Here is a 25,506-nt window from a genome sequence, read left to right as displayed (position 1 = left end):
ATTTTTTTTAATGAGACGCAGGGATTAAAAAATAAGGAGATTGATGTCGTGGTAAGTTAGTCCGAAACATTCACAAATGGATTTTTTGGTGTGTCTTCCCCGGTACATATAGAGGCTTTGCTTCATATGGTTGTTTTTCACGAGCATATTTTCAAATCCGCCTTCTTCATCGTAGTTTAATAGGTAAGAGAGGAAGAAATTTGAGATGGCTTTGGTGGTGGTCCTCGGGGTTCTTGAGGTTAGGTTTGGAAGACCGCAATGAACCACGTCGTGTTTTACGAAAAACGGATGTTCTAAAGTGGTGAGCTCACTGGTCTCGATGCCTTTGCCGTAGTCTATGGTTACATCAATAATCACGCTTCCTTTTTTCATTTTTAAGACCATGTCTTCGGTGACGACGGGTTGTTGATTCATTCTTGGTAGAGCTCCGATGACCACGTCGGCTCTTCTCAGGCTTTTGGTGAGTTCTTTCGGGTCGATGACGGAGGTGGGAACCCGACTGTCGACCATGGTGTGAAGACGTCTTAGTTTCGAGAGGGAATTGTCGAACACTTTAACGCTGGCTCCGAGTCCGATGGCGGCTTTGGTGGCAAATTCCCCTACGATTCCCGCTCCTATAATGACTACATCCGTTGGTCGTACTCCTGTGATTCCTCCCAGCATATTTCCGTTGGATAGGGCGAGGAGTTCGGAAGCATAGAGAATAGAGGTGGTTCCCGCAATTTCGCCGATGAGCCTTACGAGGGCGAGTTGGTTGTAGTCGTCCAAAATGAACTCAAAGGCGATGGCATTCACTTTTTTTTCTGCCAAATGTTTGAAGTAGTCCGGATCTCTCAGGTTAATTTGTAGGGCCGAAACCAGATAAGTCAAAGGGCGTAAATAGTCAATTTCTTCGAGGGTTGGTGGATTGATTTTCAGTACCAAATCCTGTTGGAAGGCTTCTTTGGGATCTCGAGTGATACGAGCACCGGCTTCGGCGAATTGGTGGTCGGTAAAGAAGGAGCCTTGCCCGGCATTGGATTCGATAATAATATCGTGCCCGTGATTAGCCAAAACCTGTACGGCATCGGGAGTGATGCAGGTTCTTCTTTCGTTTAGGCAGGTTTCTTTGGGGATGCCAATGGTGAATTTTTTTCCTTTTTTAATGATGTCCAGTTTTTCCTCTTTTGGTAAGAGGGTTTCTTCGGTGAAAGGCGTGAAAATAGATCCGCTACCCATGGTATAAAATTAAATTTTAAACAAAGATAAGATATAAAAGTGGTTATGGAAAGGAATGAAACTCGATTTTCCTTTGATGTCCGTCGGTTTCCAAGTGCATGGCGTGGTAGGGAAGGCCGTCCAATTCGGATAGATAAATTTCGGGCCATTCGATGATGCAGAGGCGGGCGTTTTCCAGATAATCGTCCATGCCGATGTCGTAGATTTCTTCCAAAGATTTCATACGGTATAAGTCGAAATGAAAAACGGGGCCTTCGGGCGTATGGTATTCATTAACAATGGCGTAGGTGGGAGAGGAAACTTCGTCGTTGCTTCCCATTTTTTTGAGCAAATGTTGGGTGAAGGTGGTCTTGCCTGCCCCCAAATCACCGTGGAGTAGCAGGATATTGTATTTCAGATGGGGTAAGAGACTGTCGACCACGTTTGGCCATTCTTCGATGGTGTGAATGAGAAATTGCATAGTTGGACAAGGTTAATTGTAGAGGTAGATTTCGATTTCTCCGTCTTCGGTAATGGCTCCCCGATACATTCCGGCAGTGTTCATTTCCATGGCGATGTTTCCGTGGCGGTCCAGTGCAATCAATCCGCCGTTTCCTCCCAATTCTTCGATGAGAGCTAAAGTTTCTTTAGTGGCGGAAACAAGGTCTTTGCCTTGGTATTCCATTTTGGCGGCTAAAGTGCGGGCGGCTGTGGTGCGGATGAAATATTCGCCCCATCCTGTCCCGGATACGCCCACTTGGCGGTTTGCATAGGTTCCGGCTCCGATAAGGGGAGAATCGCCTATCCGATTCCATTTTTTATTCATCATGCCTCCGGTGGAGGTTCCTGCGGCGATATTTCCGTTATGGTCTAAAGCAACAGCTCCGACGGTTCCGAACTTTTGATCTTTATTTGAAGATAGGTTGAGGGAGGGATTGGCTTTGTGTTGTTTTTTTTCTTGGTTGCGTTGGTTTTGGTGTTTTAGCCATTGGCTTTCGGTCCAAAAATACCGGGGCGTTACAAGGTCTAAATTCTGACTTTTGGCAAATGCTTCGGCTCCCTTTCCGCTGAGAAGGACATGCGGTGAGTTTTGCATGACTGCTATGGCTGCCTTGATGGGGTTTTTTATCGTGTGTACGCCGGCTACGGCACCGGCGGCTAGGCTTTTTCCGTCCATGATGGAGGCGTCCATTTCGTTGAGGCCGTCGTGGGTGAAAACCGACCCTTTTCCGGCATTGAAAAGCGGAGAATCTTCCAATAAGACGATGGCGGATTCCACGGCTGTAATGGCGCTTTTTCCTTTTTTGATTTCGCTATAACCGGCCAATAGGGCTTCCTTTAGTTTGGTTTTATAGGCGGTTTCTTTTTGCGGTGTGGTGTTTTCCGGGGTGATGTTTCCTGCTCCGCCGTGGATGACCAAGACGTATTTTTTTTGAGCCCCAATTAATCCGCTGAAAAAAACGGCTAATGCCATAAGTAAATTACGCATGGAAAAACATTTTTAAGATTCAAATATACTTATTTTTAAACTTAGAATGGAGAAAATAAAAAACAGCACGTTTGTTGAAACGTGCTGTGTCGATAAAGTCTTTACCGAAAAAAATGTTATTCTCTTCGGAACCTTTCGTAAGTCGCCCGATCCAATGCTTCGCGGTCGTCAGGGTGGGCAATGGAAATCAGCGCTTCGGCTCTTTGTCTCATGTTTTTGCCATAGAGATTAACGGCTCCGTATTCGGTCACCACCCAATGGATGTGCCCTCTGGTTGTTACGACCCCCGCACCTTGCTTCAGGAAGGGGACGATTCTCGGGATGCCTTTGGCGGTACGAGAAGAAATGGCCATGATGGGTTTTCCGCCTTCGGAGAGAGCGGCCCCTCGCATAAAGTCCATTTGGCCTCCGATACCACTGTATTGGTAAGTTCCTATGGAGTCGGCACAAACTTGTCCGGTGAGATCGATTTCGATGGCAGAATTGATGGCGTGCATTTTTTTATTCTGCATGATCACGATGGGGAAGTTCACGTGCTGAACGTCCATAAACGAAATGGAGGGGTTATCGTTAATGAAATCGTAAAGCTTTTTTGTTCCGAAACAAAAACTGGTAACGGTTCGGTTGAGATGGATGCCTTTGTATTTGTTGTTGACAACGTCTTTTTCGATCAAATCGATAACGCCGTCGCTTAGCATTTCGGTATGGATACCGAGATCTTTATGATTGGTAAGGCTTTTTAGCACGGCATCGGGAATCGTTCCTATTCCCATTTGGATGGTGGATTTGTCATCGATAAGTTCGGCGACATGGCGGCCGATTTGCATTTCTACTTCGGTAACTTTTGCCCCGTAATCCAGGGTTAGCAGTTCTTCGTCGTGCCATACCATTTTATCAATGCGTTTAACGTGGACCATCGAATCGCCATGGGTTCTTGGCATTTTGGGGTTGACTACGGCGATGATTTTTTTCGCGCTGTCAACGGCAGCTCGGGCAACATCCACGGAGGTTCCCAAGGTGCAATAGCCGTGTTGATCGGGAGGAGATACCGTTACGATGGCAACATCCAAGGGCATTAGACCGTTTCGAAATAAAGCCGGAATTTCGCTAAGGAAAATAGGGACGAAATCCCCGCGATCCGAATTAACGGCCTGACGGACGGGTCCTGAAGTAAATAGAGAGTTAATATAAAAGCTGTCTTTATATTCTGGTTTGGCAATTTCGACCCTTCCTTGTTGGGTGATGGATACCAACTCGATGTTTTTCAGACGGGACGCTTGCCGTGCCAATTCATCGTAAATGACGTTGGGGGTACAGGCGCTTCCGTGCCCGAAAATCCTATCGCCGCTTTTTATGATGGAAACGGCTTCTTCAGCGCTTACGTAATTGTGCATTATTATTGTGTTTTTTTAATGGGTTAATAGTATTTGCTTGAATCACAAATGTACGATTTTCGCCTTGGTTTTGAAATATGAAATTTGTCAAATGGATGGCGAGAAGAGGTTTTGTTTTTTTGTGAAAGCCTTAAAAAAACGAGAAGCGGACCATTGGGAGCCGCTTCAGGGGTGGGATTAGTCGTCCAACCAAGAGGTTAGATAATTGGGATCGTCTATTTTTAAGGCTTCTTCGGTTAGCTTTAACGGGCGGAAAGGATCGACCATAACGGCGTATTCTTCGGTTGATTTTTTGCCGATACTTCTTTCCATTGCGCCGGGATGTGGGCCGTGGACGATGCCTCCGGGGTGAAGTGTGAAGTCCATCAGGTCGATGTGATTTCGACTCATGAAGTCGCCTTCGGTGTAGAACAAAACTTCGTCCGAATCGATGTTGGAATGGTTGTACGGAGCCGGGATGGCCTGAGGATGATAATCGTACATTCTGGCCACAAAAGAGCAGACAACGAAATTATGGGCTTCAAAGTTTTGATGGATGGGAGGCGGCATATGGATGCGTCCTGTGATAGGCTCGAAATCTTTGATATTGAATTTATAAGGATAGAAACAACCGTCCCAGCCTACCACGTCGAAAGGATGGGTGGCATAAACGAAATCCCAAACCAAATCTTCTTTTTTGACTTTGATGAGGAATTCGCCTTTTTCGTCGTGAGGCGGTTGGAATTGAGGCGGGGTAAAATCCCTTTCGCAGAAAGGGGAATGTTCCAAAAGTTGGCCGAACTCGTTTCGGTAGCGTTTGGGGGTATAGATTGGCGAAAAGGCTTCCAAAAAGAAGAGGACATTATTTTCGTTTTGGAATTCGATGCGGTAGATGGTTCCGCGGGGGATAATCAGGTAATCGCCTCTTTCAAAGGGAAGATCACCCAAAAAGGTTTTCAGTGTTCCGCGACCTTCGTGGATGAAAAGCAATTCGTCGCATTGGGCATTTTTATAGAAATAATCGGTCGATTGACGGGGTTTGGCCAGTCCCATTTTCAGATCGTTGTTGAGCATGAGAACTTTTCGGCTGTCCAGCCAATCGTTTTCGGGGGTTAAATTTTTCCCCTTCAGCATTCTGGGAGTCAGGTTTTTTTCGACGGCTATTTTAGGGGCAACGTCTTTGGGGCTTCCCACGCTTTTTATTTGGGTGGGACGGTGCAAGTGGTAGAGCAGCGATGATACACCGTGAAAGCCCTCCGTTCCGAAGAGTTGCTCGTAATAAAATCGTCCCTCAGGCGATTGGAATACGGTATGGCGTTTCCGGGGAATAGTGCCGCATTGGATGTATCTCATAACTTTTTGGTTTGGGTAAATATAACCAAAAAAGAGGTATCTACGAAAAAAAACGTTTCCGTAGCAAAGTGAAAGGCCTTTTGTTCAAGAAAACTATGGGGTTATCCCGAAAATACGAAGGGCATTGGCGGTTGTTAGGCGGTCGATTTCCTCAAAGGGTAGCCCGTAAATAGTCACCAGTTTCCCGGCTACCAGTTCCAAATAAGCGCTTTCGTTGCGTTTTCCGCGATGCGGAACGGGGGCCAAGTAGGGCGAGTCGGTCTCCAAAACAATCGAATTCAAAGGAATTTCTTTTAAAAACGTATCAATCTTACCGTTTTTGAAAGTAACGACTCCGCCAATGCCTAACATAAAACCGAGTGCTATGGCTTCCTGAGCCTGTGCTAAAGTTCCCGAAAAACAATGGAAAATACCTCTTAATTTCGGATGATTTTTGCCTCGGAGAACCTCAAAGGTTTGGGCAAAACTCTCTCTCGTATGGATGACGATGGGCAAATCTTTTTCGATGGCCCAATCGATTTGTGTTTCAAATGCCTGAATCTGAATATCCAACGTCGATTGATCCCAATACAAATCCAGCCCGATTTCTCCGATTGCGCAAAATGGTCTTTGGTCGAGGTAGTGCCGTACGATTTCCAGTTCTTTTTTCCAAGTGTTGGGTTTAACGTCGCAGGGGTGAAGGCCCATCATGGCATGCATCAGATTTGGGTAAGCGGCTTCCAAAGCCAGCATTTTTTCATGATGAGAGGAGTCGATGGCGGGAAGGAAAAAACGATTGACGCCTTTTGCTAAAGCCCGGCGAATTGCTTCGTCCCGGTCTTGTTCGAATTGGTCGGAGTAAAGGTGGGTATGCGTATCAATCATAAAAAAGCTGCTTATAGGAGGTTCAAATTAAAAACTAATTAAAAAATTAAATCACAAAACAAGTTTCAGCATTAAATCGGTCTGAACTTCTTTACCGAGTATGAAATCATGTTGGCCGAAAACCTCGAAGTGGTGTTTGTTGTAAAATTTCAATGCGCGAAGATTGTGCTCCCAAACGCCGAGCCAAAGGTAGTTGCACTGACGGGCTTTTCCTTCTTCAATGGCTTTGGTTAACAAGAGTTGGCCCAGCCCTAAACCTTGGTGTTCTTGTAGGATGTAAATTCGCTGAATTTCCATTGAATGGGTTTGTTGTTTTTCGGTTTGCGCCGTTCCCCAGTTTATTTTGAGATACCCGGCGGGGATTCCGTTTGTTTCCACGAAATAAAATTCGGATTCGGGATTTTTCCATTCCGAAAGAAGCTGTTCCGAAGAAAATTTTTCGTTGAGGTAAAGGCGAAGATCCTCGTCCTCGTTTTCTTGGGAAAAGGTTTGGGAAAACGTATGTTTCGCCAAGGCGGCTAACTGCCGGATTTCGGATTGTTTAACAAGGCGAACGGTCACGATTGGCTTCATTGGAAAATTTTATGTTTTACCTTAGCCTGCTGCCGCCGTATTTTTTCTTCTAACTCCTGAAGGAAAAGGCGGTGGTTTTCATCGGTTTCGCCCAAAGGGCGATGTTCGAGGGCGCGGGCTATTTTAAAATTATCTCGGATGAAACTTTCGGCTTGTTCGGAGAAATAAGCCTTCAAAAACTTAGAGAAAATATAGTCCACAGCCTGAGACGTCGGGTGAATCATGTCTTCTTTGTAAAAACGATAGTCTCTAAGGTCGTCCATCATGGTTTCGTACACCGGAAGGTAATGGCAATCTTCCCAATCGGCAATACCTTCCTGAACCGCAGTGATTAGCTTGGCTTTGCTGAGGAGATTTTCGCTCATGCCTTCTTTTGTATGGCGAACAGGCGATACCGTGAAGAGAATTTGCACGCCTTCGGGGGCAATGTCCCTTATCAGCTTTACGCTTTCGCTGAGGGCTTCCGAAATTTCCTGCTGGCTGAGCAGGCGTTTTTTAAAATATTTTCCGGGGATTTTATGGCAGTTTGCCACCAGTTTGTTTTTAGGTAAAAATTCGTGAATCCAAGCTGTGCCATAGGTGATTACCACCCAACGGGCTTGGCGAAGAAACCGGTTGGCCTCGTCGATTTTGTCGTTAATTTTTTCAAGGGTTTGGTGGGCATAGCGGCTGCTGAAACTCGTATGGTGATCCAGCGAAACCACCAATTCCCGGAAAGAAACCAAATCTTCCTCCCGATAATAATGCGAACCGTGGATTTTCCGCAAAGCCAAAGCAATGGAGTGCGGGTTGAAAACCGTTCCGAAAGGATTGTTGAAAGTCTGCATCTGTCCTTTGGAAAGAAGCCCGGACAACTCCGAAGCAAAGCAGGAACCTATGGAAAACACGTGGTCTTCCGCTTCTATTTTCCGCTCCGAAGGTTTGAAGTCAACTTCCGTGCGGAATTTCATTTCTTTCATCCGTTGTTTGCGTTAAGATTTTAAGATTCCCTTCTCAAAAGGTAATTGGCCAGTTCGATAAACGCCCGTTTTTTTTCTTCGGGAGCGTCGAGGCTTTGAAGGTAGCTTTGCCCGATTTCGTTATGTTTTTGAATCAGACGCAATACCCTTTCATCCACTTTCGTACGGCGGAAAATCTTCAAAACACCGTGGATTTTATCGACATTATCGGTTTTTTTGGAGTACCAATAGGCTAATTCTTTTCGCTCCTCATCCGTTGCCAGTTCCATGGCGGTCAGATACAGGACGGTTTTTTTGTTTTCGTAGATGTCTCCGGCCTGTCTTTTTCCGAAGCGTTCCATGTCACCGAATACATCCAAATAATCGTCCATGATTTGGAAGGCAATGCCGATGTGTTTCCCGAAATTATAGAGTGCTTCCGCCTCTTGTTCGCTGGCACCGGCAATTAGGGCACCGATTTTGAAAGATGCCGCACTCAGAACCCCTGTTTTATAGGTGATCATTTTCAGGTAATCGTCATAAGAAACGCTTTCGTCGGTTTCAAAGTTTACGTCCATTTGTTGCCCTTCGCAAAGCACTGCGCCGGTTTCCGAGAATAGGGTTACGCATTTTTTGAAGAGTTCGGGCTCCAAGTCTTCAAAGAACTGATAAGCCTTGATGAGTAAAGCGTCCCCCGAAAGAATCCCGACATTAATCCCGTGAAGGGTATGGATGGTCGGCTTGTTCCGTCTCAGGGGAGCCTCATCCATGATGTCGTCGTGAATCAGAGTGAAATTATGAAAGAATTCGATGGCTAAAGAAGGTTTCAATGCTTTTTCCAAATCACCGCCAAACAAATCGCATCCCATGAGAACCATCATCGGGCGAAGTCGTTTCCCTGCATTGGAGATGATGTAGTTCATCGGTTCGTAAAGTTCTTTTGGCGTTTGGGTGAAGCGGTGGCGTTCGATGGCCTCGGCGACTTTATCTTGATACTGATTCAAAAATTCCATAATGTTTGTTTAACCGCAAAAATAACATTAATTACCCCGACGGCAAAACAACCTGAGGGGTAAGGGGTGTTTTTATTTTTAAATTTAGGGTTTTAGGAGAGGGGTTAAGCGGTGTTTAAGTGTTTTCTTTTGGTTTTGTTGTATAAATCGGATGCAAATGGTTTTTCCTTCTTGTTTCAGGAGGGTTTCGATTTGCTTTTTGTCGGTTTTTCCGTTGATGCAGCGAATCACGTCGCCCGATCTGAGTCCTTTGGTATAAAAAGGGTTTTCTTTGGCGATTTTTCCTACGGTTAGGCGTCCATTTTCCTCTTTTAATTTGAACCCCGTCAAAGGAATTTCGAACGCTTTGGGGTAACTTTCGTTGGGTTTTAGGTAGAGGATTTTACGTTGGTAATCGAGCAGAATGTTAAAGCGATTGATGAAGTCTGCACCCAAAATCCCCAAGTATCCGTCGAACGAACTCACCCCGGATTCGTCTTGGGATGCCGAAATAACCACGTCTTTGAACGTGAAGCCGGCCAAGGTGAGTTCCTCGATCATGAAATCGGTGGAGACCGATTCTTTGGAGAGGTTCTGGCCGAAGTGGTCAATTTTTTCTGAGCGGAAGAAGGCAGTTGGTTTTCCTTTGAAAACGGAGTGTTAAGCAGTAGGGTGAGCCCTGCGCCGCTGTCGAAAAGAATCCGTCCTTTGAAGGCTTTTCCGTTAGCTTTTATTTCGATGTCGAACTGAGGAATGGGGATGTCGTTTCCGAACTCAAAAGGAATTTCGGTGTAGTCCGATACGTCCAAAGCGGTCTCGAAATCATAGAGGTAAAACCGTTTTTGATCGAAGTTCATTTCCACTTGGTATTTCGAGAGTAGAGAATGCCCGATGATGCCGTCGAACGGACGTTCGAATTGTTTTCGGAAAACCTCCATATCGTCGAAGACCAAATGCACTCCTTCCAGTTTGGTTTGCCCGATAATCACTTCTTGATTGGCCGCTAAATCGTAGACCTTGTCTCCGCCGGCTCCCGTAACTTTGGTCTGATGGTTGGGTTTAAGCCCCAATTCGTTTGCTGAATTTCGGTCTAAAAGGGCAGTGGTGGCTCCCGTGTCAAAAAAGAAAGCCAAAGGCTTGTTCTGGATGGTAGCTTCAACGAACACTGCGCGGTCGTTTACCAACTCAAAGTCAATACGATCTTTGTAATTTGGCGAGATTTGCCCCTGGATAAAGAGGGGAATCATGCCACCGAAAAAAAGAATCGGATTATATCTTGCGTTTAATGCCATGGTTTGAATGCTAAATTGCGAAGATACAAAATTGCTCTAGGATTACGAATCAGGCTGAATATGGAGTTTGTTTTTTTTTGAAATTTAAATACTATTTTCTATCTTATGCATAAGGGATTTTGATGTGGTATGTAACGGCGTCAATTCGATACGTTATAATTTTTATATATTTGCACTTTAAAAATTAGATTGTATGCAGAATGACGATAAGAAAGATGAAATTTGGAAAGAGTACAAGATTGATGCGTCTTACGTTAACTTTTACAGGTTAGAGTTTTCCAATTATGGCCGAATTAAGACGTTTCATAAAGACCGTCCTGAAGGGCATATTATTAAGGGAACTTATCAGGCGGGGTATCCTATTGTAAGATCGAGGCTGTACAAGAAAATGACGCCAAGGGATGCTGAAAAAATTGCCGAAATCCAAGCCGAAATCGATACGCTTAATGCGAAGATTAAACTTCTAAAAGACCGTGTTCTATCGGAAAGAGTCGAAAAATTCGAACTTCGGGCCAAAAGAGATGAATTGATTCAACTTCGTAAGAAACACAACAAAAGAATTGAAAACAAAAGAAAAATCTATCATGCTGTTTTAGTTCATAAGGCGGTGGCGGAGCTTTTTTTGGATGCGCCAACCGATCCGGAGAAAAAATTCGTCATCCACAAAGATTTTGATAAAACGAATAATCATGTGGATAATTTGGATTGGGCCAGTCGGGAGGATTTGGCTAAGCGGCAGATGCAGCATCCCAAAATGATTATGCATGAATTCAAAAAGCAATTCATGGAGGATAAAGGCCCTGTGGTAAAGCATTCCAAGTTGAACGAAAACGATGTTTTGTTGATTAAAAAACGGCTGAAAAAAGGCGATACGTTAAGGAAATTGGCTCATCGCTTCAATGTATCGGATATGCAAATCCATCGGATTAAAACCGGGGAAAACTGGAGTCACGTGCAACTGGTGGAAGATTTAGTGGATAATAAGAGTGGGGACGAAAACCAATAAAAAATGGCAAGCTACCTAAATCACACCGCTACGACCGATTACCTTTGCTGCGTTCCCACCCTGGAGGATTCTCAGGAGCTGGTTGTTTAGGACTTGCCGGGTGCAAAATTAAATAAAATTTAATACAATCCAAAAAAATATTGTATTAAAATCTTTTTCATAAAAAATGTAAGTATGGCAAAAAGCGTGTATACCATTGGTTTATTTATCTTTGGGATGGTGATGTCGGTGTTTTTGGTGACAACGATTTTCTTTAGAGATGTGCATTATTTTCGTAATTCGATTACGCTTAGTGCGTTTCTTTTGCCTTTTATTTTTGCTTTGGGGGCTTATTTTTCGGTTTCGGCTTACCGTCGATTCAAGCGTCGGCTTAGTTTCAAGGAGGCTTACGGGAGGGCTTTTATTCCCATGTTTATAGGCGGGTTGCTTTCTTTTTCGTCTATTTTTGTTTATATCACTTATTTGGATCCTTCGGCGAAGGATTTGCTGAATCATCAATACATTGAGAGTTTCAGGGCGTCTTTGGAGGAGGAGTATACTAAGGCGAAGCAAATTTTGAAGCCGGGTTCCGAAGAAATGAAAGAATTGGAGACGAAGTACGCCGAGGGCAAAGTAAGAATAAAAGAAAAGGAAAACCGTAAGGAAGATATGTTTTCGGCAAAATATTTTGCGTATGTGTTTGCGGGGTATTGTGCGTATTATCTTTTGTTGTCATTATTTTTCGGAAGTTTTTTCAGAACGAGAAGTATTGAGTAAATTTGTATTGTTTTTAAAGAATTGAATATTTTGAATAATCTGGACGTATCTATTGTCATTCCGCTTTTGAACGAGGAGGAATCTTTGGAGGAACTTTTTTTGCGTATCGATAAGGTTTGTAAGGCTTCTTCGCTGGCTTATGAAGTTTGGTTTGTTGATGATGGCAGTACCGATTTTTCTTGGAGCATTATTGAGAATCTGAAGGTGCAGCATCCTCAGATTCATGGCATTCGCTTTTCCCGAAACTATGGTAAATCTCAGGCGCTTCATGCGGCTTTTTGCCGGGTTAATGGGGAGGTGGTCGTTACGATGGATGCCGATCTTCAGGATTTTCCAGAGGAAATTCCGGAGCTTTATGCCATGGTAAAGACGCAGGGCTACGATATCGTATCGGGATGGAAAAAGAAACGTTATGATAACGTGATGACCAAAAACCTGCCTTCCAAATTGTTTAATGCGGCGGCTCGAAAGGTTTCGGGGGTATTTCTTCACGATTTTAACTGCGGGCTGAAAGCTTACCGTAAGCAAGTGGTTAAGTCGATAGATGTGTATGGCGATATGCACCGCTATATTCCGGTATTGGCGGCCAATGCGGGGTTTCGGAAGATTACGGAAAAGCCGGTTCAGCATCAGGCTCGTCCCTATGGGAGCTCTAAATTCGGAACCGAACGTTTTATCCGGGGGTTTTTGGATTTGATCACCTTGTGGTTTGTGAGTCGCTTTGGCGGGCGTCCGATGCACTTTTTCGGGGCGGCGGGAACGCTGATGTTTATCGTGGGATTTCTTTCGGCTTTGTGGCTGGGGGTTTCTAAATTGATTGAGGTATCCAGAGGGATTTACGGTAATCTTATCGCGGAAAATCCTTGGTTTTTTATTGCGCTTACGATGATGGTTTTGGGGACGCTTCTTTTTATTGGAGGCTTTTTGGGCGAGATGATTATTCGCACCCATCGGGAACCGAAAAATTATCATATCGAAGAGGTTATTTAATCGGTAAATGATGACGAATAAAATATTGTTTGCGTTTGTTTTTTTGATTTTTGTTTCCTGCGGGAAGGTCAGGCCGGATGGCGAAATTACAAGTCGGGATGTTAAATTGGACGACTTTTCTGGCCTTGAACTAAAGGGGAAATACCGTTTGTTTTTCGTTCCGAACGAAGGTAATTTTGTGAATGTCGAAACGTATGGGAATGTGGCAGATAATTTGAAAATAGAGGTTTCTGGCAAGACGCTTTCCATTACCGAGCGGAGGGAGGCCCAAGGGGTGGATTTTTATAACGTAACGGTATACTCGCGGCATCGTCCCGAGCGGATTTCGGTTTCCGATTCGGTGGAGTTTAATGTATCGGGGCAAATAAAATCGGAAAATCTTCGATTGGATTTAAAAAATAATGCTAAATTTATAGGAGCAATAGACACTCGTAGAACCGACTTGGCGATGAGTGGCACCAGCCGTGCGAATTTTACAGGGAAGACGAAGGAGGCTCAAATTAAAATTTCGGATACGGCGAATCTCATTGCGCCTTATTGGGTTTTGGGTACGCTTTCCTTGGATTCCCAAAACGGAAATTATGCGGAAGTTAACGTGGAGGATACGCTCAGAGGGGAAGTGAAAAATACCGCAAAGGTGCGGTATTATAGTAATCCCGTGATGCGTTTGAAAAGTGATAAAACGGCGAGCGTTAAGGCTCAACTTTTGAAATAGAGAATGAAGAGTAAACAACCCTTTGTTGTGAAGAGAGAGCTTAGGTTTTTCTCTTAGGACGAGGGATTAAAACATATTAGTATGACGACTTTAGAAAAAGCGAAACAGTGGCTTACGGAGCCTTTTGATGAGGAAACGAGAAATGAAGTTCAAAGGCTTATCGACGGAGGGTCTCCGGAATTGGAGGACGCGTTTTACCGCGAGTTGGAATTCGGAACGGGAGGGATGCGCGGCATTATGGGCGTGGGAACTAACCGTCTTAATAAATACACTTTGGGACAGGCGACCCAAGGGTTGGCCAATTACCTTCTTCGTCAGTTTGAAGGCGAGGAAATCAAGGTGGCGGTTGCTTATGACGTGCGTCATAATTCCAAGGCGTTTGGCAAGATTGTGGCCGATGTGTTGACGGCTAACGGTATCAGGGTGCTTTTGTTTAAAGATCATCGTCCGACGCCGGAGCTTTCTTTTACCGTACGGGATAAAAAATGCCATGCGGGAATTGTTTTGACGGCTTCGCATAACCCGCCGGAATACAACGGGTACAAAGTGTATTGGAATGACGGGGCTCAGGTGGTTCCTCCCAATGACGAGAATATTATTAAGGAGGTTTATGCTACGGCTTTCGATAAGATTAAATTCGATGGGAATGACGATTTAATCGAATGGATTGGAGAGGAGCAGGACGAGGTTTATATTGAGGCTTGCATGGCTAATTCGCTTTATCAGGAAGATAAGATTGGTTACGACCAGTTGAATATTGTGTTTACGTCCATTCATGGGACGACTTATACGACGATTCCTAAGGCTTTGCAAAAGGCGGGCTTTACCCGGGTGGATTTGGTGAAGGAGCAGATGATTCCGAGTGGGAATTTCCCGACGGTGGAATCTCCGAATCCGGAAGAGCCGGCGGCGTTGGCTATGGCACTGGACTTAGCTAAAGTGACTAATGCGGATATTGTTATCGGAACGGATCCCGATGGCGATCGTTTGGGAATTGCGGTGCGGAATTTGGAAGGCAAGATGCAGCTTCTTAACGGCAATCAGTGCAATACGATTTTGACGTATTATATTTTGGAGCAATGGAAGAAGGCTGGGAAGATTACCGGGAAAGAATTTATTGGTTCCACCATTGTAACTTCGGATATTTTCTTTGATATTGCTGAAAAATTTGGTGTGGAATGCCAGGTGGGGCTTACGGGCTTCAAATGGATTGGGAAGATGATACGGGAAGCGGAAGGCGAGAAAAAATTTGTTTGCGGAGGCGAAGAGAGTTTTGGTTTTATGACGGGGGATTTTGTGCGCGACAAAGATTCTTGTGGTTCTATTTTGCTGGCTTGCGAAATTGCAGCTTGGTGCAAAGCGAACGGCCGTTCGGTGTTCCAGTACCTGATTGATATTTACAAATCGACGGGCATGTACTACGAGGGGTTGGTTAATGTTGTTAAAAAAGGACGTGAAGGAGCGGAGGCTATTGAGCAGATGATGAAAAACTTCCGTGAAAATCCACCGAAAGAAATCGCGGGTTCTGCCGTGGTGAAAATCAAAGACTTTAAAGAGCAGACTTGTGTGGAGGCTTCCACGGGGGAACGTCGGGTGATGGACGATATTCCTAAGTCCAATGTGTTGATTTATTACACTCAGGATGGCACGAAAGTTTGCGTAAGACCTTCTGGTACGGAACCGAAGATTAAGTTTTATGTTTCCGTAAAGGCGGCGATTGACAACGAAAATGATTTCAGGGAAAATCTTCCGAAATTGGAGGAGAAAATTGCCCGGGTGAAACAAAGCCTTAATCTGTAAGGATAAAAATCCGGATAGAGTTATTTTACCGGCAATCGTTTGGGATTGCTGGTTTTTTTATGGGGTTGTTGGGATAAAAAAAGACCGCCTAAAGGCGGTCTTTCAGGATTATTGTTTAATGAATTTGTGTTGGATTACCTCTTCGTTTTGGTCTTCGAGGGAGAGGATATAAACCCCTTTTTCCAGTGTGGACAAACGGATTTTTCCGTCGTTTAGGGCTCCGGAAGTTACGATTTGCCCCGCCGTATTGTAGATTTTATACTTGGCGGACGACGGTGCATTGGAAATGTTCAGCACGTCGGTAACCGGATTAGGGTAAAAGCGTATTTGGTTTTCCTTTATGGAAACGGAGGCGGTGGATAGGTTTTCATTGGTGAAATAAACGGCGTAATCTTCCACTTCGCCATACTCTATGTCGTCGCAAGCGTTTGTGATACTCGCATCGCTCATGATGACGCGCATTACCGCAAAGTGCTCTCCGGCGTAGGCTGTTTCGGGAACACTGAAGGTTGCTGTAACGGGTGTGGTTTTACTTAGTGAAGAGTTCAGGATGATTTCCGAATCCGAGAATACGCCATCTCGGTTAAAGTCGATCCATGCTTTGACGGCTTCGTTGTACGATTGGTCAGTCCATCTTTTGGTTACGGAAATTTTGTTGGCGGAGGTTCCTCGATATAGTGTTATGGCTTTTTCCTTTACCCCCGTGTAGTCGGAATAGTTGCTTTCTTTGGAGTTGTTGCTCATGACGGTACCTTTTTCAGGGGTAACGGTTACGTTTCCGATGTATTCATAGTCGGAGTCTATGCTTTTGGAGGCACAGTACGAAATTGAAGCTGTTGAAAACGAAACAATCGGTGAAAGTGTCGTAGCTCCTGCGGAACATAGGGTTTCGACTTGAACTTCGTAGTCTTGGGAGTCTTCCAAACCGGATAGCGTCCAAAGTCGGTCGGTAAGTTGAACTTCGTGCCACTGAGCTTCCGATTTTTTGCGATACTTTAGAGTATGCGATACAGCGTTCTTTAGGTAATTCCAAGCGATGATAGCACTGTTGGAGGAAATATCGGTTATTTCGACGGAAAGTGCCGCATTACTAACGCAATCCAAGGCTTCTTTTATTTCAACGGAACCTATGGCGTAAAAGATATTGCCTATGGCGGAAACTCTTATTTTGAGTATCTCTCCTTTTGGAAGAGCCGAAGCGTCTAAATCTAACCTTCCGTTATTTGGGGTAGAGTCTTTTAGGACGGTCCAAGTGCTTCCTTCATCCGTCGTGTAATCTATTTTAACATTGGAAACATTAAACGGAGATTGATCGGTGCCAACCACATCCCAAAGTAAAGTTTGATTGGCGTCGGTGTATAGGGCGGATGTAAGGAGTTTAAACGGGCCGTTTTCATGCACAGTAACAGATTGGGAGGTGCTTTGCACTTGTTGTTGCTTGGCATCGGGGTGATGGTCTCTTACCGTAATCGTGAAATTGGTTTTTCTGGCGATGTTAGAAACGGTTTCCCAATCGGAAGGAATGGTTAGCTTTCCTTGCAGCACGGAAGATAGTTTTGGGAAGTATCTGGTCGGTGAATTCGACGGGGGCAACGAGCGAAATAATGCTCCCGAAGAGTTATTCCCTGTAACGGTGGTGATGGGAGAGGATGCCGCATCAACTTGCTCCCATGTGTAGGATAACGGGAGGTTTTCGGCGTCTTCCACTTTTGCCGTCAATACAAAGGCGGTTCCTTTGGGAATGGTTACGTCAGGAAGGGGCGTGATGACCGGGGCGGTATTGGAGATGCTGGTTTCCTGGGCGCAGTTTTTGTTGGCGAGATTAGTAAGGATTTCGCCGATACTGATAGTGTGGAAATAGGCATCCGAATGGCTTTGGACGTCGGCGTTGGTAATGCCTGCGTAGCCCATGATGGTAGAGCCGGAACCGGGTTCGACATGGGTTTGCAATCCGGTGTGTAAGGCATGCGAAAATGTATGGTTGGCTCCCAATTGATGACCGAATTCATGCGCTACGAAATCAACATCGAAGGCATCGCCTTGAGGAAGCCCATAGGCTGGAGAGGTATAGGCGGCTCCTTTTCCTTCCTCGATGGGGATTCCGCTGGCGTTGGTTCTAGGACTTTGGCAAACGCAGCCGATGCACCCCGCATTTCCTCCACCGCCGGCATGGCCGAACAAATGGCCTATGTCGTAGTTTTGCTCGCCTACAACCGAGGTTAATGTTTTCTGAAGTTCCATACTCCACTCGCCATCAGCTCCTTTGTCGCTGTTCGAAAAGGGATCTGTGGCGGCATCGGTATAGATGATTTCGGGTTTGTCGATCATGATCAGGTTGAGTGCCAAATCTTTTTCGTAAATACCGTTTACTCTTGTCATTGTGGCGTTCATCTGAGCTAAGGCTCCTTCCACGCCACCGTATAATGCGCCGTATTCTCCGGTCACGGCTAACGCTAAACGGTAGGTTCTAAAGACCCGGTTGTCGAATCTTGACCACGTCGCTTTGCCGTTTTTGGCTTTTGCCGGTTTCATTAGGTTTTCCAGTTGGGCTTTTGCGGCTTTAGATTCATAGGTGGAACACTCAAAGGCCTGGGCGGTTTTATTTTTGATTGTTTTACCAAAAACGCCATAAACCGTTTTGTCCTGATCCAATGCTTCGATAAACTGATAGGCTCCGTCTTTGAACAGCATGGACTGAAAGTCTTTTCCCGTAAGACTGAACCGAACCAAGAGGGAAGGATCGTCCACCCCAAATCCAACGTAAGACCCAAGACCGTAACGTTCGGCAAGGGTTTTCTCGGCTACGGGACGGCTGTAGACTGCAAACCGATGCAGGACGCCTTCGGTATCGGGTAAATAAACTTCCACGGGCTTAGCACCTGCTTTTTCCAATGGGGCTTTTTCCAAGGTATTTTTTATTTGCTGGAGGTTTAGCCGATAGGTTTTATTGACTTTAACTTCTTTTCTCAGTAGGTTTTGATGTGCCTCTATGGGTTGCCATTGTCCGTAAAAGTAGCAACTTGCCAGGCCACAGAATAAGAGGGTCGTAATTTTTTTCATAAGCTGAAAATTTAGTACTACAAAAGTAGTTTTTTTGGGTGAATTTTGTTTCTTCCGATGCTTTTATGGGATGATTAAAAAAATCCGTAATTCGGAGGAATTACGGATGTGATTTAGAAGAGGGTAATGGTGGGTTATAATCTTAGCCCTGCCCGAGGTCCGGAGGAGGATAAGGTAGCTTGCATCCGATCCCTTTGTCCGGCAGAAAACATAAACATGGCGGCATCGTCCACATAGTCCATATAGTTCATGAACATGATGGATCGGGAAACGCCACCGCAAATGTCGTACTTAGGATAGGAGGGGGTGCCGAAATTTTTATCCATTTGGGTTGGGGTGTCCTCCACGTAGTCCGTAGCGCAACTTCCGTCTCCCCAAATGTGTCTTAAATTCAGATAGTGACCTATCTCGTGGGTGGCGGTTCGTCCTAAATTGTAGGGAGCATAAGCGCTTTTTCCTACATATTTGGCGGCTAATACAACTCCGTCGTTCCAAAGCCCTGCCGATTCGGGAAAAGTGGCGTATCCGAGAACGAAAGGGCATTGGTGAAGGAACAGCTATGCGAGGCTGGTTTAGCTTTGGAGCTGGTCTTTTGCCAATGCAATGTTGTAGGATGTTTTTTTATTTTTTATAATAAATATAATATAATAAAGGACCAATAAAAGGTAGAAAAACTTGTAAAAATATCAAATTTGTCCTTTCTCTCGTTGATAAATTTTTATCCTTTTTAATTACTAAAATTGTTGAGACAATTGTTATTATTATAATAAGTAAAAATAAAAATGCAAAAAAGGAATCCATAACTTATAATTTAAGCATTGGCTGAAATTATTACACAAGCTGCTGTTGTTGTTCCCCAACAAGCTAACCAGCCAGCTGCAGGAATATCACAAACCCAAGATGAAAAACCATCATCAGCAATTGCATCTTTTAAACACTTGTAACACTCTCCAAATGACACATCTCCATTTCCATTTCCATCACACAAATGACGCGAAGTTAAATTTCTACTTTTGTTTGGATTTCTAGATGACTTATATTTTTCTGTTATTTGATTAGAAATTCCTCTACTGTTAAAATCTTTTATTTTGTTTTGTTCAATATTAATTTCAGTGTGTAAATAATTATCATAGTTTAAGTCATACATTTTTACTGAACCAGTTAAGGTTTTCTCATTAAAATTAGATAAATCTGCTAAATTCATTGCATACTTGTCGTTATTGGGTAAAAATTTGGTATCCTTTAAGTCAATAACTTCTATTCTAGCAACTACTTTATCATTTTTTGTTACTGGAATTAAAAATACATTAAATTCTTGATTTTCAACTTTAATCTTATTGGTAACAATTTTTGTTGCATCTATCTCTCCAAAATTTTTAATAAAATCCGAATGACCTGCAAAAGTTTTAGAATTTACCAATTTTTGCACATCAGTATTTACTTTTGAAATATCTTGATTTTCATTTCTACAAGCTGCAAATATACCAATAGCTAAAACTATCATTGCTACTGAAAAGGTAATTATTTTTTTCATAATATTTTTTTTAAATTAATTAAATTATAATGATTTGATTGAACCTCCGAATAATTCCAAATCTTAAAATTATTCGGAGAAATTCTCAAAGAGAATAATCTTTTTGTTTATTCTAATTCTTTTCATAGAGTGTTGATTTTATAAAATTTCCTACAACTCCGCCCATATCTCCAACCACCCATAGGTTGAGGTATTGGGAAGGAGAGGTTGCGTCTATACCTCCTTTTGTGGCTTTTTTCATGGCGTCGTTGGTTTGCCAGCTTCTAACCTTGGTCGATTTTCTATTGATTTTTGCCAAGCTGAATCGGATTCCGGTATTGCCGGCGGTTACCGATTGGAATTCTTCCGGGATTTTGGTGAGGTCGGTGTTGGTGGCAGAGTAATCGGCGTTGAGTACCGTAATTTGAGACTGAATCTGGGCGTCGGAAATATTTTCAGAAGCCGTCCGGTACAAAACATTAACGACTACGGGAATTTCTATGGTGCCGTCGGCCAGCACTTTGCCCAAGGCTCGGCTTTGGATGAATTTATTGGTTTGGGTTTCGATTTCGCTCAATCTGGCTCTTGCGGAGGGGTCTTCGGAGAGCATTTTTTGGCGTATTTCTTCGGAGGGACATACCCGCTTTGTTGCTGAGGCAGAAATTTCTTGCGATGGATCTTGCGTTTCTGTGATGGTATTATCTTGGTTGCAAGCCGTGACGGCTATAAGGGCAAAAATACTGAATAAACTTTTCTTCATTGTAAGGGTCGTTTTTTAATTAATGGAACGAAGGTAGAAATAAAAATGATTTGTTGTTGTTGTTAAATTAAAAAATGCTTTAAATTGTTATATGTTGCATAATTAATTTTGTTTTTATTTGAAATGTTTTTAATGGAATTGCTTTTGTAGGGTGGATGTTTTTAATTCTTTATAAAGTTGTTTTTTGATTGATTTGTTAAAGATTGGCTTTGGTTTGAAATAAAATAATTGGTTTTTTGATGGTAATAATGATAATTTGTTAATGTTGTGGTTGTGGGGTGTTCTTTTCGTACCTTTGCGGTGGTAAAAACACGAATTATCTATGAAAAGTAATAAAAAATTAGCCATTGATTTTGACGGTACCATTGTGGAGGATGCTTATCCTGGGATCGGGAAGGCCAAAACATTTGCTTTTGAAACATTGAAACAGTTGCAGGGCGAAGGTTACAGGCTTATATTGTGGACTTACCGTCATGGGAAGTCTTTAGAGGAGGCGATTGAGTTTTGTCGTCGTAATGGTGTTGAATTTTACGCGGTTAATTCCAGTTTTGAAGGGGAGGTTTTTGACTCGGCGGATGCTTCCCGCAAAATTGATGCGGATTTGTTTATTGATGATCGTAATCTCGGCGGATTTCCGGGATGGGGGGAAGTGTATAATATCATCAATCAGAAAATTGAATTCCGGGTGGATGGCGGTGAGGTGCTGGCTTATTCCAAACTGAAAAAGGAAAAAAAGAAAGGTCTTTTTTGGTAAGAGCCAAGGTTGCTGAGGTTCTGACCAGTTAAAATAGAAACAAGTTTTTAGATGATACAACTCAAAACAATAGAAGAGCTCCGTCTTATGCGCGAGAGTGCCCAATTGGTGTCCAAGACCTTGGGGATGGTTGCCAAGGAAATTCGCCCGGGAGTTACCACTAATCATATTGATAAAATCGCCGCCGAATATATTCGGGATCATGGTGGAGAACCGGCTTTCTTGGGGATGTACGGGTTTCCAAAAAACCTTTGTATTTCGCCTAACGCGGAGGTAGTTCATGGTATTCCGAACGATAGGCCTTTGGAAGATGGGGATGTGGTTTCGGTGGATTGTGGGGTTTATATGAATGGTTTCTATGGCGATCATGCTTATTCTTTTGAGGTGGGGGAGGTGGCTTCTGAGGTGAAAAAGTTATTGAAGGTAACCAAAGAATCGCTTTATAAAGGAATTGCCCAGTGTGTGAGAGGCAAGCGGGTGGGAGATATCTCCAACGCTATACAGACGCATTGCGAAGCGCACGGCTACGGTGTGGTTAGAGAGCTGGTGGGGCACGGGCTTGGGCGTAAAATGCACGAGGATCCTCAGGTTCCCAATTATGGACGTAAAGGCAGCGGAAAAGTTTTAAAGGACGGTATTGCTTTAGCGATTGAACCGATGATTAATATGGGAACTCACGAGGTGGTTTTCCATGACGACGGTTGGACAGTAACCACCAAAGACCTTTTGCCTTCGGCTCATTTTGAACATGATGTTTGCATTATCGGAGGTAAACCTGTGCTTTTATCCACTTTTCGTTATATCTACGACGCATTGGGGATTACCAGTGATGAAGAAGAACCGTTCACCATGGATTTTTAACGTATTTATGAATTGAAAATAATGTAAAATAAAATCGTCTCCATTTTCTGGGGCGATTTTTTTATTGTTGATGTTGAGGTGTTTTTATGTAGGAATGAGGGGGAAGCAAAAAATAAAATAGCCGCCTCAATATTGAGGCGGCTATTCGGGAAACTTGCCCTATTAAGTTTTACATGTAGTTTTCAATAGGTTCGCAGGTGCATACCAAATTACGATCTCCGAAGGCTTCGTCCACACGGGATACCGAAGCGAAGAATTTGCGTTCTCTTACCCAATCCAAGGGGTAGGCGGCTTTTTCCCTGCTGTAAGGGCGGTCCCAAGTGTCTGAGATAACGACTTGTTCGGTATGCGGTGCATTTTTCAATACGTTGTTTGAAGCATCGGCTTGACCGTTGGCGATTTCCTCAATTTCTTTTCGGATGTTGATTAATGCTTCTGCGAAGCGGTCCAGTTCTTCCTTGCTTTCGGATTCGGTTGGTTCGATCATTAGGGTTCCTCCCACCGGGAACGAAACCGTTGGAGCGTGGAATCCGTAGTCCATTAGACGTTTGGCTACATCCGCAACTTCTACGCCCAAAGCCTTGAACGGACGGAAGTCCACGATGCATTCGTGTGCCACGCGGCCTTTTTCGTTTTGGTAGAGGATAGGGTAGTGTTCCGCCAAAATTTCTTTCAGGTAATTGGCATTCAGAATGGCGTGCTGGGTGACTTTCTTCAATCCTTCGGCTCCGAGCATTTTGATGTAAGCGTAGGAGATATTCAGGACTAAAGGCGAGCCGTATGGGGCAGCTGATATTCCGTCCAAAGCCTCATTTCCTCCTATTTTGATGTTTGGATTGGAAGGAAGGAATGGAACCAAGTGAGCAGCCACGCAAATCGGTCCTACGCCAGGGCCTCCACCACCGTGAGGAATAGCGAACGTTTTATGCAGGTTCAGATGGCAAACGTCGGCTCCGATATACCCTGGGCTGGTAATTCCTACCTGGGCGTTCATGTTGGCGCCGTCCATGTAAACTTGTCCGCCGTTGTCGTGTACGATTTGGATGATTTCTCGGATGTTGGCGTCGAAGAAACCGTAGGTGGACGGGTAGGTAATCATGGCTGCGGCCAAATCTTCTTTGTGTTGTTCGGCTTTCGCTTTCCAATCTTCGATGTCGATCTCTCCGTTTTCCAAGTTTTTACAAACCACTACCTTTAAGCCGGCCAATACGGCGGAAGCAGGATTGGTACCGTGAGCGGATTGCGGGATAAGAACAACCGAACGGTGGCCTTCGCCGCGGAATTTGTGGTACTGACGGATAACCATTAGCCCTGCGTATTCGCCTTGGGCACCGGAGTTGGGCTGAAGGGAAGTGCCTGCAAAGCCTGTGATTTCGGCAAGATCTTTCTCCAGTGTTTTGATCATTTCCTGATAGCCGCCTGCTTGTTCTGTCGGAACGAAAGGGTGAACGTTCCCCCATTCGCCCCAAGAGAGCGGAAGCATTTCCGTAGCTGCATTGAGTTTCATGGTGCAAGAGCCCAACGAAATCATGGAGTGGGTTAGCGAAAGGTCTTTGCGTTCCAATCGCTTGATGTAGCGCATTAATTCGGTTTCGGTGTGGTATTTATTGAAGACCTCTTCGGTTAAAATAGCTTCGGAACGCAATAATTCGGAAGGGATGGTTTCTTCTTCTTTCAAGACCATTTTGAAAGCCTGTTTACCCATGAAACTAGCGAATGCTTCTAGAAGAATATCCAGTTTTTCCATGGTCGAACTTTCGTTCAGGGCGATGCTTACGACGTCTTCGGAGAAGTAGTTGAGATTGATTTTACGATCTCTCATCATCCTCATTAGATTCCCTTTTTCCTCTTCGTTCAATCGGATTTTTACCGTATCAAAAACGGGTTCTTCCACTACGTCATACCCTAGGATTTTAAGAGCAGAAGCTAACGCATTGGTTTTAAAGTGAATTTGATCGGCAATGTATTTTAGTCCGTTTGGTCCGTGGTAAACGCAGTACATTCCGGCCATAACGGCAAGAAGAACTTGTGCTGTACAGATGTTGGAGGTAGCTTTTTCGCGTTTGATGTGTTGTTCTCTGGTCTGCAATGCCATCCGCAAAGCCCGCTTGCCTGTGGCGTCTTGGGATACCCCGATAATTCTTCCTGGAAGATCTCTCTTATAATTTTCTTTGCAGGCGAAAAATGCCGCATGAGGACCGCCGTATCCCATTGGAATACCGAAGCGTTGGGTGGTTCCTACCGTGCAGTCGGCTCCCATGGATGCCGGCGATTTCAGCTTGACCAAAGCCATCGGGTCGCAAGCTACGGCCACTTGGAGATCGAGGGTTTTATAGGTTGCTATGTTTTCGGTGTAATCCAATACCACTCCGTTTTTTCCGGGGTATTGAAGGAGTACGCCAAAATAGGTTTCGTCCAACGGATGTGTTTGGTGGTCGCCCACTACGATGTCGATTCCCAAACCGTCTGCTTTGGTTTTCAAAACGGCAATGGTTTGCGGAAGGACTAAATCCGAAACGAAAAACTTAAACGCTTTTTTCTTTTGTTCTTTGGTGCGGTTTCCGAAAAACATATTCATGGCTTCCGCGGCGGCCGTAGCTTCATCCAAAAGCGAAGCATTGGCAATCGGTAGCCCTGTGAGGCTGGAAACAACCGTTTGGAAGTTGAGCAGTGCCTCGAGTCTTCCTTGGGCAATTTCTGCTTGGTACGGGGTGTAAGCGGTGTACCACGACGGATTTTCAAAAATATTTCTTTTTACCACGGAAGGCAAAATGGTGTCGTGATAACCAAATCCTATGTAGTTGGTGAAGTCGGCGTTTTTGGAAGCCAAATCCTTTGAATGAGCCAACATATCGTATTCCGACAAAGGCTCGGAAATGGCCAACTCTTTTGGTAAACGGATGTCTTTCGGGAAAGTTTGGTCGATGAGTTCTTCGATGCTGCTAACCCCCAGTTTTTTCAACATGGCTTCTTTATCCGCTTCGTTCAGCGAGATGTGCCGGTTCACAAATTGTTGTGTATTCATAATACTCGTTACTAGATTATATTACTTTTTTTGATGCGTAAAAATACGATTTTTAACGGGAAGCGCAAAGGAGATTTTCGTTAAAACCTCAAAATGCCGACGTTAGGCGGAACTCGGATTTTTGTGCGAAAAGAAAATAAAAGGAGAGGTCGAAAAACCAACTTTTTTTCTCAAATTTGCACTTCAATCTTTAAA

General features: G+C 44.2%; 23 protein-coding genes and 1 other RNA gene. 7 read left to right on the top strand and 17 right to left on the bottom strand.

Going from position 1 to position 25,506, the window contains the following annotated elements; all coding sequences use genetic code 11:
• Positions 1 to 24: 24 nt before the first annotated feature.
• From VQ048_RS07445 to VQ048_RS07395, 11 genes are all read right to left on the bottom strand, one after another.
• Positions 25 to 1,218 carry an alanine dehydrogenase gene (locus VQ048_RS07445; protein ID WP_327611066.1) on the bottom strand — a complete coding sequence of 398 codons (1,194 nt, stop codon included), beginning with the start codon at positions 1,216 to 1,218 and terminating at the stop codon, positions 25 to 27.
• A 43-nt stretch (positions 1,219 to 1,261) separates the two neighbouring features.
• Complete coding sequence (gene tsaE, locus VQ048_RS07440) at positions 1,262 to 1,678, bottom strand: tRNA (adenosine(37)-N6)-threonylcarbamoyltransferase complex ATPase subunit type 1 TsaE (RefSeq protein WP_327611065.1); 417 nt, start codon at positions 1,676 to 1,678, stop codon at positions 1,262 to 1,264.
• A 12-nt stretch (positions 1,679 to 1,690) separates the two neighbouring features.
• Positions 1,691 to 2,686, bottom strand: a complete 996-nt coding sequence (locus tag VQ048_RS07435) for an isoaspartyl peptidase/L-asparaginase family protein (RefSeq protein WP_327611064.1) — start codon at positions 2,684 to 2,686, stop codon at positions 1,691 to 1,693.
• Between the two features lie 116 nt (positions 2,687 to 2,802).
• The gene (locus tag VQ048_RS07430) at positions 2,803 to 4,080 is read right to left on the bottom strand and encodes an acetyl-CoA hydrolase/transferase family protein (protein ID WP_327611063.1); all 1,278 of its coding nucleotides are present in this window, start codon (positions 4,078 to 4,080) and stop codon (positions 2,803 to 2,805) included.
• Between the two features lie 177 nt (positions 4,081 to 4,257).
• Positions 4,258 to 5,412: a homogentisate 1,2-dioxygenase gene (locus VQ048_RS07425; RefSeq protein WP_327611062.1), complete on the bottom strand. Its 1,155-nt coding sequence runs from the start codon at positions 5,410 to 5,412 to the stop codon at positions 4,258 to 4,260.
• 93 nt (positions 5,413 to 5,505) lie between these two features.
• A complete protein-coding gene (locus VQ048_RS07420; RefSeq protein WP_327611061.1) occupies positions 5,506 to 6,276 on the bottom strand; it encodes a TatD family hydrolase in 771 nt (256 codons plus the stop codon).
• 51 nt (positions 6,277 to 6,327) lie between these two features.
• Positions 6,328 to 6,849, bottom strand: coding sequence for a GNAT family N-acetyltransferase (locus VQ048_RS07415; RefSeq protein WP_327611060.1), 522 nt, complete (start codon positions 6,847 to 6,849; stop codon positions 6,328 to 6,330).
• Positions 6,846 to 7,799 (bottom strand): GSCFA domain-containing protein, encoded by a 954-nt coding sequence (locus tag VQ048_RS07410; RefSeq protein WP_327611059.1) that lies wholly within the window; start codon positions 7,797 to 7,799, stop codon positions 6,846 to 6,848. Before VQ048_RS07410 ends, VQ048_RS07415 begins: the two co-directional genes overlap by 4 nt.
• A gap of 29 nt (positions 7,800 to 7,828) precedes the next feature.
• Positions 7,829 to 8,800 (bottom strand): polyprenyl synthetase family protein, encoded by a 972-nt coding sequence (locus VQ048_RS07405; RefSeq protein WP_327611058.1) that lies wholly within the window; start codon positions 8,798 to 8,800, stop codon positions 7,829 to 7,831.
• Between the two features lie 84 nt (positions 8,801 to 8,884).
• Complete coding sequence (locus VQ048_RS07400; RefSeq protein WP_327611057.1) at positions 8,885 to 9,340, bottom strand: PDZ domain-containing protein; 456 nt, start codon at positions 9,338 to 9,340, stop codon at positions 8,885 to 8,887.
• On the bottom strand, positions 9,337 to 10,071 hold the full coding sequence (locus tag VQ048_RS07395) for a retropepsin-like aspartic protease (protein ID WP_327611056.1): 735 nt from the start codon (positions 10,069 to 10,071) through the stop codon (positions 9,337 to 9,339). Before VQ048_RS07395 ends, VQ048_RS07400 begins: the two co-directional genes overlap by 4 nt.
• A 193-nt stretch (positions 10,072 to 10,264) precedes the next feature.
• Here VQ048_RS07395 and VQ048_RS07390 point away from each other — a divergent pair, with 193 nt between their 5' ends.
• Positions 10,265 to 11,077 (top strand): NUMOD4 domain-containing protein, encoded by an 813-nt coding sequence (locus tag VQ048_RS07390; RefSeq protein WP_327611055.1) that lies wholly within the window; start codon positions 10,265 to 10,267, stop codon positions 11,075 to 11,077.
• A gap of 1 nt (position 11,078) precedes the next feature.
• On the opposite strand, the gene ffs is transcribed toward VQ048_RS07390, so the two are convergent.
• Positions 11,079 to 11,176, bottom strand: an RNA gene (ffs, locus tag VQ048_RS07385) — signal recognition particle sRNA small type.
• A 75-nt stretch (positions 11,177 to 11,251) separates the two neighbouring features.
• Between ffs and VQ048_RS07380 the strand changes: the two genes are divergently transcribed.
• The 4 genes from VQ048_RS07380 (at position 11,252) to VQ048_RS07365 (ending at position 15,338) form a co-directional block, all read left to right on the top strand.
• Positions 11,252 to 11,833: a DUF4199 domain-containing protein gene (locus VQ048_RS07380; RefSeq protein WP_327611054.1), complete on the top strand. Its 582-nt coding sequence runs from the start codon at positions 11,252 to 11,254 to the stop codon at positions 11,831 to 11,833.
• Positions 11,834 to 11,872: 39 nt separating this feature from the next.
• Positions 11,873 to 12,823: a glycosyltransferase family 2 protein gene (locus tag VQ048_RS07375; RefSeq protein WP_327611078.1), complete on the top strand. Its 951-nt coding sequence runs from the start codon at positions 11,873 to 11,875 to the stop codon at positions 12,821 to 12,823.
• A gap of 7 nt (positions 12,824 to 12,830) precedes the next feature.
• Entirely contained in the window at positions 12,831 to 13,538 is a 708-nt protein-coding gene (locus VQ048_RS07370; protein WP_327611053.1) for a GIN domain-containing protein, read from the top strand.
• 81 nt (positions 13,539 to 13,619) lie between these two features.
• A complete protein-coding gene (locus tag VQ048_RS07365) occupies positions 13,620 to 15,338 on the top strand; it encodes a phospho-sugar mutase (protein WP_327611052.1) in 1,719 nt (572 codons plus the stop codon).
• 108 nt (positions 15,339 to 15,446) lie between these two features.
• On the opposite strand, the gene VQ048_RS07360 is transcribed toward VQ048_RS07365, so the two are convergent.
• From VQ048_RS07360 to VQ048_RS07345, 4 genes are all read right to left on the bottom strand, one after another.
• Positions 15,447 to 18,398 (bottom strand): reprolysin-like metallopeptidase, encoded by a 2,952-nt coding sequence (locus VQ048_RS07360; protein WP_327611051.1) that lies wholly within the window; start codon positions 18,396 to 18,398, stop codon positions 15,447 to 15,449.
• A gap of 134 nt (positions 18,399 to 18,532) precedes the next feature.
• Positions 18,533 to 18,955, bottom strand: coding sequence for a M43 family zinc metalloprotease (locus VQ048_RS07355; protein WP_327611077.1), 423 nt, complete (start codon positions 18,953 to 18,955; stop codon positions 18,533 to 18,535).
• Between the two features lie 254 nt (positions 18,956 to 19,209).
• Positions 19,210 to 19,932 (bottom strand): hypothetical protein, encoded by a 723-nt coding sequence (locus VQ048_RS07350; protein ID WP_327611050.1) that lies wholly within the window; start codon positions 19,930 to 19,932, stop codon positions 19,210 to 19,212.
• A gap of 112 nt (positions 19,933 to 20,044) precedes the next feature.
• Positions 20,045 to 20,671 (bottom strand): hypothetical protein, encoded by a 627-nt coding sequence (locus VQ048_RS07345; RefSeq protein ID WP_327611049.1) that lies wholly within the window; start codon positions 20,669 to 20,671, stop codon positions 20,045 to 20,047.
• Positions 20,672 to 20,993: 322 nt separating this feature from the next.
• Between VQ048_RS07345 and VQ048_RS07340 the strand changes: the two genes are divergently transcribed.
• Positions 20,994 to 21,425: a BT0820 family HAD-type phosphatase gene (locus tag VQ048_RS07340; protein WP_327611048.1), complete on the top strand. Its 432-nt coding sequence runs from the start codon at positions 20,994 to 20,996 to the stop codon at positions 21,423 to 21,425.
• 51 nt (positions 21,426 to 21,476) lie between these two features.
• Positions 21,477 to 22,286, top strand: a complete 810-nt coding sequence (gene map, locus VQ048_RS07335; RefSeq protein ID WP_327611047.1) for a type I methionyl aminopeptidase — start codon at positions 21,477 to 21,479, stop codon at positions 22,284 to 22,286.
• A 169-nt stretch (positions 22,287 to 22,455) separates the two neighbouring features.
• On the opposite strand, the gene gcvP is transcribed toward map, so the two are convergent.
• Entirely contained in the window at positions 22,456 to 25,311 is a 2,856-nt protein-coding gene (gene gcvP / locus VQ048_RS07330) for an aminomethyl-transferring glycine dehydrogenase (protein WP_327611046.1), read from the bottom strand.
• Between the last annotated feature and the right edge of the window lie 195 nt (positions 25,312 to 25,506).

Source organism: Bergeyella anatis (genome assembly GCF_036016955.1).
Lineage (GTDB): Bacteria > Bacteroidota > Bacteroidia > Flavobacteriales > Weeksellaceae > JAYWXI01.
The sequence above is the reverse complement of the archived record's forward strand: the minus strand, read 5'-3'. Positions and strand labels throughout refer to the sequence as shown.